The following is a 12950-nucleotide window of genomic DNA, read 5'->3' on the forward strand; positions in this document are numbered from 1 at the left end:
CCAGCCCTACGAGCCGCTCAAGTACAAGACCAACACCGGCGCGATCAACGACCAACGAGCCACTGCCCAGCCAGTTCACGCGCACGGGCATCGGCTTCGAATACTGCGTCGAGCGCTTCGACAGCCTGCACAGGCTGGGCGTTCAACACGGACTCAATCATACGCGCGATATCAGTGAAACGGATGCGCCGCTGCAGGAAAGCCTCGACCGCCACCTCATTGACCGCGTTGAGCATCGCCGGCGCACTGCCGCCGACCTGCGCTGCCTCACGCGCCAGGCGCAAACAGGGGAAACGCTGCTCGTCGGGACGCTCGAAATCCAGGCGACCGACGGTAAACAGATCCAGAGGAGACACACCCGAGTCGATACGCTCCGGCCAGGCCAAAGCATGCGCGATGGGCGTGCGCATGTCCGGATTACCCAGCTGGGCCAGTACCGAACCGTCGATGTAATCGACCAGCGAATGAATCACGCTCTGCCGGTGGATGACCACTTCGATCTGCTCGGGGCGGGCATCGAATAGCCAGCAGGCTTCGATCGACTCGAGCCCCTTGTTCATCATGCTGGCCGAATCGACCGAGATCTTGCGCCCCATCGACCAGTTCGGATGCGCGCACGCCTGCTCCGGCGTGACACATTCCAGATCGGCCAACGGCGTTTCGCGAAAAGGTCCACCGGAAGCCGTCAGCAGTACGCGACGTACACCAACCGCCTGCAGACCGCGCGAATAGTCGCCCGGCAAGCATTGGAAAATCGCGTTGTGCTCGCTATCGATGGGCAGTAGCACCGCCCCGCTCTGCTTGACCGCCTGCATGAACAAGGCGCCGGACATCACCAACGCTTCCTTGTTGGCCAGCAGCACTTTCTTGCCGGCCTGCACGGCTGCCAGGGTCGGCTTGAGGCCCGCCGCGCCAACAATGGCCGCCATTACGCAATCGACGGCGGCGTCGGCAGAGACGGCGCACAGCCCTGCTTCGCCAACCAGCACTTCGGTCGCCAGCCCGGCAGCGCGCAAATTTTTCTGCAACTCGAGCGCTGAATCGGCATCTGGCACCACCGCGTAGCGCGGGCGATGCTGCACGCACAGCACCTGCAGCTCTGCCAGACGCGAGAAGCCCGTCAGCGCGAAGACGCTGTAGCGCTCAGGATGGCGCGCGATCACATCCAGCGTACTGAGACCAATAGAGCCAGTAGCCCCCAGCACGGTGACCTGCTGCACTGCGCTCACAGCGAACCCCAACCCGCCAACCAGAGCAGTGTGGCGAACAACGGAATGGCCGCCGTCAGGCTGTCGATGCGATCCAGCACACCGCCGTGACCCGGCAGCAGATTGCTGCTGTCCTTAACCCCGGACTGACGCTTGAACATGCTTTCGGTCAAGTCGCCAACCACGGAAATCAGCACCACCACGGCAGCACCGGCAAGAGCCAGCAGCAGCCCAACAGCGGACCAGCCCTGTTGCAGCCCGACCAACAAGGTGATCAACAGGCTGGCTGCGAGACCACCATATAGCCCTTCCCAACTCTTGCCGGGGCTGACCCTGGGCGCCAGCTTGCGCTTGCCAAAGGTCTTGCCGGAAAAATAAGCACCGATATCCGCCCCCCAGACCAGCACCATTACCGCGATGATCAGCGCATTGGCCTGCGGCCACTGCTTGAGCAAAACCAACCCCTGCCAAGCCGGCAGCAGAATAAGCAAACCAATCAGCAAACGCCCCGGAATACCACCCCAGAAACGACTGCTATCCGGGTAGGTCATTACCAGAAAGGTGGCGAGCAACCACCACAGCACGGCCACCGCCAACAGCACTGGAGCAACGCTCGGAACCATGTACAGCAGGCCGAGCAATACAGCCACTGCAACCGCATAGGCCACACGCAACGACTGCGCCTCGAATCCTGCCAGACGCGCCCATTCCCAGGCACCCAGCGTGACCACTGCACCGATGAACAGGGCAAAGGCACCGCCATCGAGCAGAAAAAAACCGCCCAGAGCGATGGGCAACAGCACCAGCGCCGTGATGATTCGTTGTTTGAGCATTAAGAGCGCGCCTCAGCTTCCACCTGATCGCCGGTCTTGCCGAAGCGACGCTGGCGGGTAGCGAAATCGGCCAGCGCCTTGCGCATGGCCTCGTGCTTGAAGTCCGGCCAATAGAGGTCGGAAAAGTACAGTTCGCTGTACGCGAGCTGCCAGAGAAGGAAGTTGCTGATACGGTGCTCGCCCCCCGTGCGAATGCACAGGTCGGGTAACGGCAGGTCACCGGTGGCCAGGCAGCCCTGAAGCAATTGCGGCGTGATGTCTTCGGGCTGCAAATGGCCTGCCTGCACCTCACGCGCCAAACGCTGAGCGGCCTGAGCGATATCCCACTGACCGCCGTAGTTGGCGGCGATCTGCAGGGTGAAACGACGGCTTCCGGCAGTCAGCAGCTCAGCCTCACGCATGGCCGCCTGCAATTCGGGATGAAACCGCGAGCGGTCGCCGATGATGCGCAGGCCGATGTCATTATCCAGCAGCCGCTTGGCCTCACGACGCAGCGCCCCCAGGAACAGCTCCATTAGCGCGCCGACCTCATCGGCCGGGCGCTGCCAGTTCTCGCTGGAGAAGGCGAACAGGGTCAGCACCTCGACGCCAGACTCGGCACAGACCTCGATCACCGCGCGAACCGCGTCGACCCCGGCCTTGTGCCCCGCCACACCCGGCAACAGGCGCTTCTTCGCCCATCGGTTGTTACCATCCATGATGATGGCGACATGCCGCGGCACCGCACCCTGCTTGTTCTTGTCCATGTATGGGCGCCCAGCCGTCAAACAGCCATCAGGTCCGCTTCTTTCACCTCGAGCGCCTTGTCGACATCACCGATGAACTTGTCGGTGATCTTCTGCAGCTCATCAGCAGCGCGACGCTCTTCGTCTTCGCTGATTTCCTTGGCTTTGGACAGTTTCTTCAGCTCGGCCAGCGCATCGCGACGCACGTTACGGACGGCGACCTTGGCATCTTCGGCAACGCCGCGCGCCTGCTTGGTGTAGCCCTTGCGGGTTTCCTCGGTCAGCGCCGGCATCGGCACACGAATGGTGGAACCAGCGCTGCTCGGGTTCAGACCCAGGTCCGAGGTCAGGATGGCTTTCTCGATCGCAGCGCCGAGAGTCTTGTCATGCGCGACAATCTTCAGGGTACGCGCGTCCTCAACAGTGATCGCCGCCACCTGATTGAGCGGCATGTCGCTGCCCCAGGCCGGTACCTTGATGCTGTCGAGAATGCTCGGATGGGCACGACCGGTACGAATGGAAGCCAGGTTACGACCCAGCGCTTCCAGGGACTTGCTCATGCGTTCCTGAGCGTCTTTCTTGATGTCGTTGATCATTGTGCATCCTCCTCGATCAGTGTTCCTTCGGCGCCACCCACTACAACGTTCAGCAGTGCGCCGGGCTTGTTCATGTTGAAGACCCGCAGCGGCATGTTGTGATCGCGGCACAGGCAGATGGCCGTCAGATCCATCACACCCAGCTTGCGATCGAGCACCTCGTCATAAGTCAGGCGCTCGAACTTCTCGGCATGCGGGTCTTTGAACGGGTCGGCAGTGTACACGCCATCGACCTTGGTCGCCTTCAGTACCACGTCCGCATCGATTTCGATGGCGCGCAGGCAGGCGGCTGAATCGGTGGTAAAGAAGGGGTTACCGGTGCCGGCGGCGAAGATCACCACCTCACCGGTCTTCAGGTGACGCATGGCCTTGCGGCGATCATAGTGATCGGTCACGCCGACCATGGAAATCGCCGACATGACGATGGCCGGGATATTCGAGCGCTCCAGCGCATCGCGCATGGCCAGCGCGTTCATGACGGTCGCCAGCATGCCCATGTGGTCGCCGGTTACGCGATCCATACCCGCAGCGGACAACGCCGCGCCACGGAACAGGTTGCCGCCACCGATCACCAGGCCGACTTGCACGCCGATGCCGACCAACTGGCCGACCTCCAGCGCCATGCGGTCGAGCACCTTGGGATCGATGCCGAAATCTTCCGAGCCCATCAGGGCCTCGCCGCTAAGTTTGAGCAGAATGCGTTTGTAGCGAGGTTGGCGACCAGTTGTCTGCTGAGCCATTGCAAGTCTCTCCTGCGGCGATATGAAATTCGTCAGCAACGCGTTCGAGCGCTGCAATTATCCGGCACTTCGACAGCGCCAACGGCCGTTCATTGAAACGACCGCTACTTTATTCATCATCCCTTATTCGGCAAAGAGGCCGCCCGCGCAAACGGGCAGCCTCTTTGGGGACACGTACCGAAAACGATTACTGCTTGCTGGCGGCCAGCTGGGCAGCAACTTCTTCAGCAAAGTTGTCAACCGGCTTCTCGATGCCTTCGCCGACTTTGAAGTAGGTGAAGGAAACGATTTCAGCGCCAGCTTTCTTGGCCAGCTCACCGACCTTGATTTCCGGGTTCTTGACGAACGCCTGCTCAACCAGGCTGGCTTCTGCCAGGAACTTGGAGATACGGCCGGCAACCATCTTCTCTGCGATATCGGCAGGCTTGCCCTTGAGCTTCTCTTCGTTCAGTTGCAGGAAGACAGCCTTCTCGCGCTCGATCGCTTCAGCCGAAACGTCGCTTGGCAGCAGGAATTCCGGGTTGCTTGCAGCAACGTGCATCGCGATGTCTTTGGCCAGCTCGACGTCGCCGCCCTTCAGAACAACTGCAACACCAATCTTGTTGCCATGCAGGTAGGAACCGACAACGTCACCCTCAACACGTACCAGACGACGGATGTTGACGTTTTCGCCTACTTTGGCGACCAGAGCGGTACGCTCGGCTTCCTGAGCTTCGATCAGCGGAGCCGCGTCGGTCAGCTTGTCAGCGAACGCCTTGTCCACGCTGCTGGTAACGAAATTCTTGAAGTCGTCCTGCAGGGCCAGGAAGTCGGTCTGCGAGTTAACTTCGATCAGCACGGCGGCCTTACCGTCGGCCTTGACGGCGATAGCGCCTTCAGCAGCAACGTTACCAGCCTTTTTGGCGGCCTTGATGGCGCCGGAAGCGCGCATATCGTCGATGGCTTTTTCGATGTCGCCGCCAGCCTTGGTCAAGGCCTTTTTGCAATCCATCATGCCTTCGCCGGTACGCTCGCGCAGTTCTTTAACCAGTGCTGCAGTAATCTCTGCCATTTTGAAAATCCTCTCGGTAGGTCTTCAACCATCGCCCGCATCACGGACGATCAAATCTTTGAGTGGCAAAAAGGGGGCCTAGCCCCCTTTTTGCACAGCGCGTAACGCTAGATGCTTAGCGTTACCGCTTAGCCTTCGGCGCTCTCGGCAGCCGCGGCTTCTTCGACGAACTCTTCAGTGGCGCCGCCAGCATTGCTGCGACCACGGATCACGGCGTCGGCCATGGCACCCATGTACAGCTGGATGGCGCGGATGGCGTCGTCGTTACCCGGGATGATGTAGTCAACGCCTTCCGGGCTGCTGTTGGTATCGACGATGCCGATAACCGGGATGCCCAGCTTGTTGGCTTCGGTGATAGCGATGCGCTCGTGGTCAACGTCGATGACGAACAGTGCGTCCGGCAGGCCGCCCATGTCCTTGATACCGCCCAGGCTGCGATCCAGTTTTTCCAGATCACGCGAACGCATCAGGGCTTCTTTCTTGGTCAGCTTAGCGAAAGTACCGTCCTGAGACTGAACTTCCAGCTCACGCAGACGCTTGATCGAGGCGCGGATGGTTTTGTAGTTGGTCAGCATGCCACCCAACCAGCGGTGATCGACGAACGGCGAGCCGCAACGAGCAGCTTCTTCGCGAACGATCTTGCCAGCGGAACGCTTGGTGCCGACGAACAGGATCTTGTTCTTGCCAGCAGCCAGCTTCTCAACGAAAGCCTGAGCTTCGTTGAACATCGGCAGGGTTTTTTCGAGGTTGATGATGTGAATCTTGTTGCGCGCGCCGAAAATGTACTTGCCCATTTTCGGATTCCAGTAACGGGTCTGGTGGCCGAAGTGCACACCGGCCTTCAGCATATCGCGCATGTTGACTTGGGACATGATAGTTCCTTGATAAGTCGGGTTAGGCCTCCACGCATCCCAGCTTCCAACCCTCGAACTTGTCGAAAGGCACCCAGGAAACCGTGTCGATACGTGTGTGGGTTTAAGCTTTCGGGCACTGATGCCCGTAAAGCGGCGCGTTTTATACCACACAAAGCCAGCTCAGGCTACAAAAGCTGGCAAACAACGCAGCGACTCCCCAACGCGGTTACAGCGCCCTTTGGGGCTGAGACGGCGAAGCTGTTAATATGTCGCCCTTTCCGTCGCGCCTGAGAGCTTGATATGACCGTCACCATCAAATCCGCCGAAGAAATCGAGAAAATGCGCGTCGCTGGCCGCCTGGCCGCCGAAGTGCTGGAGATGATCGGTGAGCACGTCAAGCCAGGCGTCACCACTGAGGAAATCGACCGCATCTGCCATGACTATATCGTCAACGTGCAGCAGGCGATTCCCGCCCCGCTCAACTACAAGGGTTTTCCCAAGTCGATCTGCACCTCGATCAACCACGTGGTGTGCCACGGCATCCCCAACGACAAGCCACTGAAAGACGGCGATGTACTGAACATCGACGTGACCGTGATCAAGGACGGCTACCACGGCGATACCAGCAAGATGTTCATGGTCGGCAAAGTGGCCGAGTGGGCCGAGCGCCTGGCCAAGATCACCCAGGAATGCATGTATAAAGGCATCGAGCTGGTCAAACCGGGTACACGCCTCGGCGATATCGGCGAAGTGATCCAGAAGCACGCGGAAAAGAACGGTTTCTCCGTGGTCCGCGAATACTGCGGCCATGGCATTGGTGCGGTGTTCCACGAGGAGCCGCAGGTGCTGCATTACGGCAAGGCAGGCACCGGCATGGAGCTCAAGGAGGGCATGACCTTCACCATCGAGCCGATGATCAACCAGGGTCGCCCGGAAACCCGCCTGCTCGGCGACGGCTGGACCGCCATCACCAAGGACCGCAAACTCTCGGCGCAATGGGAGCACACCGTGCTGGTTACCGCCGATGGCTACGAGATTTTCACCCTGCGCAGCGATGACACCATCGCGCGCACCTCAGCTGGCCACTGACTCGTAGGGTGCGCCATGCGCACCATGAATTGAAACGGTGCGCACGACGCACCCTACGAACCCTTGATAAGGAAGGCAACTGCATGCCGCAGATGGACCCCGAACTGTTTGACCGCGGTCAGTTCCAGGCCGAGCTGGCGTTAAAATCCAGCCCCATCGCCGCATTCAAGAAAGCCATCCGCGGTGCGCATGAGGTGCTCGATGCGCGCTTTCGCGACGGCCGCGACATTCGCCGCCTGGTCGAAGACCGCGCCTGGCTCGTCGATCAGATCCTGCAGGAAGCCTGGAAGCGCTTCACCTGGAGCGAGGACGCCGACATCGCCCTGCTCGCGGTCGGCGGCTACGGCCGTGGCGAGTTGCACCCCTATTCGGACATCGACCTGCTGATCCTGCTCGACAGCAGCGACCACGAAATCTTCCGCGAGCCCATCGAAGGCTTTCTCACGCTGCTATGGGACATCGGCCTGGAGGTCGGCCAGAGCGTGCGCTCGGTCGATGAATGCGCCGAGGAGGCACGCGCTGACCTGACGGTGATCACCAACCTGATGGAAAGCCGCACCATCGCCGGCCCAGAGCACCTGCGCCAGCGCATGCAGCAGGTGACCAGCACCGACGCCATGTGGCCGAGCAAGCACTTCTATCTGGCCAAGCGCGAAGAACGCAAAGCCCGCCATGGCAAGTACAACGACACCGAGTACAACCTCGAACCCAACGTCAAAGGCTCGCCGGGTGGTTTGCGCGACATCCAGACCGTGCTCTGGGTCGCGCGCCGCCAGTTCGGCACGCTCAACCTGCAGGCCCTAGTCGGCCAGGGCTTTCTGCTGGAAAGCGAGTACGCCCTGCTCTCCTCCAGCCAGGAGTTCTTGTGGAAGGTACGCTACGCCCTGCACATGCTCGCCGGACGCGCCGAGGACCGCCTGCTGTTCGATTACCAGGTGAAGATCGCCGCCCTGTTCGGCTATCAGGACGGTGACGGCAAGCGCAGCATCGAACACTTCATGCAGAAGTATTACCGCGTGGTGATGGGGATTTCCGAACTCTCGGATTTGATCAACCAGCACTTCGAGGAAGTCATCCTGCGTGCCGGCGAAAGTGGCCCGGCAACGCCGTTGAACAGCCGCTTCCAGGTGCGCGACCGCTACATCGAGGTCACCCACCCCAACGTCTTCAAGCGCACGCCCTTCGCCATCATCGAAATCTTCGTACTGATGGCGCAGCACCCTGAGATCAAGGGCGTACGTGCCGACAGCATCCGCCTGCTGCGCGACAGCCGCCACCTGATCGACGACGACTTCCGCAAGGACATTCGCAACACCAGCCTGTTCATCGAACTGTTCAAGTGCCGCGAGGGCATTCACCGCAACCTGCGGCGGATGAACCGCTACGGCATTCTCGGCCGTTACCTGCCGGAGTTCGGTCATATCGTCGGGCAGATGCAGCACGACCTGTTCCACATTTATACGGTCGACGCGCACACGCTCAACCTGATCAAGCACCTGCGCAAGTTCCGCTGGCCGGAACTGGCAGAGAAATTCCCGCTGGCCAGCAAACTGATCGACAAGCTGCCCAAGCCGGAACTGATCTATCTCGCCGGCCTGTATCACGACATCGGCAAGGGCCGTGGTGGTGACCATTCGGAGCTGGGCGCCGTGGACGCCGAGGCCTTCGCCCGCCGCCATCACCTGCCGGCCTGGGACAGCGCGCTGATCGTCTGGCTGGTGCAGCACCACCTGGTGATGTCCACCACTGCACAGCGCAAGGACCTTTCCGACCCACAGGTGATCCACGACTTCGCCCAGTTCGTCGGCGACCAGACGCACCTGGACTACCTCTACGTGCTGACCGTGGCCGACATCAACGCCACCAACCCCAGCCTGTGGAACTCCTGGCGCGCCAGCCTGCTGCGCCAGCTCTACACCGAGACCAAGCGCGCCCTGCGCCGCGGCCTGGAAAACCCGCTGGACCGCGAAGAACAGATTCGCCAGACCCAGAGCGCGGCCCTGGACGCCCTGGTACGCGGCGGTACCGACCCGGATGATGCCGAACAACTGTGGAGCCAGCTCGGCGACGACTACTTCCTGCGCCACACCGCCACTGACGTAGCCTGGCACACCGATGCCATTCTCCAGCATCCCAACGATGGTGGCCCGCTGGTGTTGATGAAGGAAACCACCCAGCGCGAATTCGAGGGCGGCACGCAGATATTCATCTACGCGCCGGACCAGCATGACTTCTTCGCCGTGACCGTGGCCGCGATGAGCCAGCTCAACCTGAATATTCACGACGCGCGGATCATCACCTCCACCAGCCAATTCACCCTCGACACCTACGTGGTGCTGGATGCCGACGGCGGCTCCATCGGTAACAACCCCGCGCGTATCCAGCAGATTCGCGAAGGCCTGATCGAAGCGCTGAAGAACCCGGACGACTACCCGACCATCATTCAGCGCCGCGTACCGCGCCAGCTCAAGCATTTCGCCTTCGCGCCGCAGGTGACCATCCACAACGACGCGCAGCGCCCGGTGACCATCCTCGAGCTGACCGCACCGGACCGCCCCGGCCTGCTGGCGCGAATCGGGCGCATCTTCCTCGAGTACGACCTGTCACTGCAGAACGCCAAGATCGCCACCCTGGGCGAGCGCGTCGAGGACGTGTTCTTCGTCACCGACGCCAACAACCAGCCGCTGTCCGACCCCGAGCTCTGCGCGCGCCTGCAGGAAACCATCGTCCGCCGCCTGTCAGAGCCGAGCATTCAGCCGCAGAGTCTGCAGATAAACATTTGATCGAGCCGCCCCGCTTTCCGACGTACACGAGATAACGATGAATCCAGCCCTCGACCAGCTCCAGCCCTACCCCTTCGAGAAACTGCGCGAACTGCTCGGCAGCGTACAACCGGCCGCCGACAAGCGTCCGATCGCGCTGTCCATCGGCGAACCCAAGCATCGCTCGCCGGACTTCGTCGGCCAGGCGCTGACCGCCAACCTCGACAAGCTCGCCGTCTACCCGACCACGCTCGGTCTGCCAGAGCTGCGCCAGAGCATCGCCACCTGGTGCGAGCGCCGTTTCGGTGTGCCCGGCGGCTGGCTGGATGCTGCGCGCCACGTGCTGCCGGTCAATGGCACGCGCGAAGCGCTGTTCGCCTTCACCCAGGCGGTGGTCGACCGCAACGCCAAGGGCCTGGTGATCAGCCCCAACCCCTTCTATCAGATCTACGAAGGTGCGGCCTTCCTCGCCGGTGCCGAGCCACACTACCTGCCGTGCCTGGAAGCCCATGGCTTCAACCCGGACTTCGATGCCGTGCCGGCCGAGACCTGGAAGCGCTGCCAGATACTGTTCCTCTGCTCGCCGGGCAACCCCACGGGTGCATTGATCCCGGTCGAGACACTGAAGAAACTGATCGCCCTGGCTGACGAGCACGACTTCGTCATCGCCGCCGACGAGTGCTACAGCGAGCTGTATTTCGATGAAGACGCACCGCCGCCCGGCCTGCTCAGCGCCTGCGCCGAGCTGGGTCGCAGCGATTTCGCCCGTTGCGTGGTGTTCCACAGTCTGTCCAAGCGTTCCAACCTGCCGGGGCTGCGCTCAGGCTTCGTCGCCGGTGACGCCAGCATCCTCAAGCACTTCTTGCTGTACCGCACCTACCACGGCTGCGCCATGCCGGTACAAACCCAGCTGGCCAGCGTTACCGCCTGGAACGACGAAGCGCACGTACGCGCCAACCGCGATATGTACCGCGAGAAGTTCGCCGCCGTGCTGGACATCCTCGCCCCGGTGATGGACGTGCAGCGTCCGGATGGTGGCTTCTACCTGTGGGCACGCACCCCGGGTGATGACACCCTGTTCACCCGCGACCTGTTCGCCGCCGAGCACGTTACCGTAGTGCCGGGCTCGTACCTGTCGCGCGAAGTGAACGGCGTCAACCCTGGCGCCGGCCGTGTACGCATGGCGCTGGTTGCACCACTGGCCGAGTGCATCGAAGCCGCCGAGCGCATCGCCCGCTTCATTCGCGGCGCCTGAGCGACTTCAGAAGCAGTCGCGGCTAAAGCCCCTCCCACAGCTAATTGATTTGTAGGAGGGGCTTTAGCCGCGAGCCTCTAACTCCGTAGCCCGGATGCAATCCGGGGATAGCCCGCCCAAGGCCTCCCAGATTGCATCCGGGCTACGCCTATCTGTGACTCAACTCTTGTGCAGGCGCGCCTCGGCGATATCCAGATCGCGCAGGATCTCGGTCAGCATATCGTCATCCAGTTCATTGTCCTTGCGCATGCGATACAGCTCCAGCCGCTGGGTGCGCAGCGCCTGCAGGCGCAAGCGATACTCCAGGCGATCCACTTCACGCTGCTGCTCGCGTGCTTCGTCGCCATCATGGGCGCGCTCCAGCAGATCACGGTATTCGCTCATCAGTCGCGCCTTCACCTCCACCGAGGTGATCGCGCCCTCGGCATCGGCCGCGCGCTCATCTTCCGACTCCAGGTAGCGAATCGCCGACTCCAGCATCAGCGCACGGTGGCGATTGAGTTCACGCTCGCGCAGGGCGGCGTTGTCCTGCGGAAGTCGCGGCAGGAGGCGCGGCAAGGCCACGCTGGCCACCAGCAGCGACAGTAGGATCACCCCAGCAGCGATCAGAATCAGCAGATCGCGCTGCGGAAACGCCTGCCCGTTGTTGAGCAGCAACGGCAGCGACATCACCCCCGCCAGCGTCACCGCACCGCGTACCCCGCCTAACGTCAGCACCGCACTCAGGGCGACACGCGATTGCCCGGCAAAACGCGTCGGCTCTCCACGCAGGCGACGCACCGCACCGGACACCCGCCAGTAGCTGTAGACCCAGACGAAGCGCAGCAGCATGAGCACCGCATAGATCGCCAGCACCATGCCGGCCGCTTCCAGGGCAAACGACCAGGACGCTGCGTGCTCGCCCAATGCCGCATTGAGGATGTCGGGTAACTGCAGGCCCAGCAGCAGGAAGATCAGGCCGTTGAAGGTGAACTCCAGCAAGGCCCAGACACTGCGATTGAGCATCCTCGTGGACGTTTGCCGCGGCAGCAGATCGAGACGGCTCTGCATCATCCCTGCCGCGACTGCCGACAGAATACCGGACAACCCCAGGTGCTCGGCCGCCACATAAGCGGCGAACGGCAACAGCAGAAGCAGCAGCACGTGCGGCGCCGGGTCTTCCCAGCCGCGAGCGATCATCCAGGCGCGCAAGCGCCCCAACATGTAACTGAGCGCGACACCGATGGCCAGTCCGCCACAGGCCACCAGCACGAACTGCAGGCTGGCATCGGTGATCGAGAACACGCCGGTGAGGGTCGCAGCCACCGCGAACTTGAACGCCACCAGGCCAGAGGCATCGTTCATCAGCGCTTCGCCCTGCAGCAGGTTGTTCAAGGTGCTCGGCAAACGGCCGTGGGTGATCGCCGCCACAGCCACCGCATCGGTTGGAGACAGCACGGCAGCCAGGGCGAAGCAGGCAGCCAGCGGCACCTGCGGCAACAGCCAGTGGATGAAGTGGCCAGCACCAAGGATGGTGAAAAACACCAGTGCGAAGGCCAGTAGCAGTATCGGCGTGCGCAACTGGCGAAACTGCCCCTTGGGCATGCGCCAGCCATCGACGAACAGCAACGGCGGGATGAACAGCAGCAGAAACAACTCGGGATCGAGCCGCACATGCAGCCCCAACACGGGAATCGCCAGCAGCGCACCGATCAGAATCTGCAGCAGCGGCAGTGGCAGGGGAATGAACTGGGCGGTAATGCGGGTGCCACTGACCACCAGCAACATGGTCAGAATGGTGTAGAGCAATTGCATGGCGTGGAACCGGCGGGAACGAGCGGGAGGCCGTGATTCTAGC

11 protein-coding genes are annotated in these 12950 nt (G+C 61.9%); 3 read left to right on the plus strand and 8 right to left on the minus strand.

Features of this window, described 5'->3' with window-relative positions:
• Positions 1-44: 44 nt before the first annotated feature.
• The 7 genes from ispC to rpsB all read right to left on the minus strand — a co-directional run bounded on the left by ispC (position 45) and on the right by rpsB (position 6025).
• Positions 45-1229, minus strand: coding sequence for a 1-deoxy-D-xylulose-5-phosphate reductoisomerase (gene ispC, locus CDO35_RS07695; protein WP_099523478.1), 1185 nt, complete (start codon positions 1227-1229; stop codon positions 45-47).
• Complete coding sequence (locus tag CDO35_RS07700) at positions 1226-2041, minus strand: phosphatidate cytidylyltransferase (protein ID WP_099523480.1); 816 nt, start codon at positions 2039-2041, stop codon at positions 1226-1228. The genes ispC and CDO35_RS07700 overlap by 4 nt, the downstream gene beginning before the upstream one ends.
• On the minus strand, positions 2041-2787 hold the full coding sequence (uppS, locus tag CDO35_RS07705) for a polyprenyl diphosphate synthase (RefSeq protein ID WP_099523482.1): 747 nt from the start codon (positions 2785-2787) through the stop codon (positions 2041-2043). Before uppS ends, CDO35_RS07700 begins: the two co-directional genes overlap by 1 nt.
• A gap of 17 nt (positions 2788-2804) precedes the next feature.
• Positions 2805-3362: a ribosome recycling factor gene (gene frr, locus CDO35_RS07710; RefSeq protein ID WP_099523484.1), complete on the minus strand. Its 558-nt coding sequence runs from the start codon at positions 3360-3362 to the stop codon at positions 2805-2807.
• The gene (gene pyrH, locus CDO35_RS07715) at positions 3359-4102 is read right to left on the minus strand and encodes a UMP kinase (protein WP_004424012.1); all 744 of its coding nucleotides are present in this window, start codon (positions 4100-4102) and stop codon (positions 3359-3361) included. Before pyrH ends, frr begins: the two co-directional genes overlap by 4 nt.
• Positions 4103-4289: 187 nt before the next feature.
• Positions 4290-5153 (minus strand): translation elongation factor Ts, encoded by an 864-nt coding sequence (gene tsf / locus CDO35_RS07720; RefSeq protein WP_099523486.1) that lies wholly within the window; start codon positions 5151-5153, stop codon positions 4290-4292.
• Between the two features lie 128 nt (positions 5154-5281).
• Positions 5282-6025, minus strand: coding sequence for a 30S ribosomal protein S2 (gene rpsB, locus CDO35_RS07725; RefSeq protein ID WP_099523488.1), 744 nt, complete (start codon positions 6023-6025; stop codon positions 5282-5284).
• Positions 6026-6307: 282 nt separating this feature from the next.
• Here rpsB and map point away from each other — a divergent pair, with 282 nt between their 5' ends.
• The 3 genes from map (at position 6308) to dapC (ending at position 11113) form a co-directional block, all read left to right on the plus strand.
• Positions 6308-7096, plus strand: a complete 789-nt coding sequence (gene map, locus CDO35_RS07730; RefSeq protein WP_099523490.1) for a type I methionyl aminopeptidase — start codon at positions 6308-6310, stop codon at positions 7094-7096.
• 83 nt (positions 7097-7179) lie between these two features.
• Positions 7180-9879 (plus strand): [protein-PII] uridylyltransferase, encoded by a 2700-nt coding sequence (locus CDO35_RS07735; protein WP_099523492.1) that lies wholly within the window; start codon positions 7180-7182, stop codon positions 9877-9879.
• Positions 9880-9916: 37 nt separating this feature from the next.
• On the plus strand, positions 9917-11113 hold the full coding sequence (gene dapC / locus CDO35_RS07740) for a succinyldiaminopimelate transaminase (RefSeq protein ID WP_099523494.1): 1197 nt from the start codon (positions 9917-9919) through the stop codon (positions 11111-11113).
• A 159-nt stretch (positions 11114-11272) separates the two neighbouring features.
• Here the strand turns inward: dapC and CDO35_RS07745 are convergent, their stop codons facing one another.
• Positions 11273-12907 carry a Na+/H+ antiporter gene (locus CDO35_RS07745; protein WP_099523496.1) on the minus strand — a complete coding sequence of 545 codons (1635 nt, stop codon included), beginning with the start codon at positions 12905-12907 and terminating at the stop codon, positions 11273-11275.
• Positions 12908-12950: the final 43 nt, after the last annotated feature.

The sequence above is a fragment of the Pseudomonas sediminis genome, assembly GCF_002741105.1.
Lineage (GTDB): Bacteria > Pseudomonadota > Gammaproteobacteria > Pseudomonadales > Pseudomonadaceae > Aquipseudomonas > Aquipseudomonas sediminis.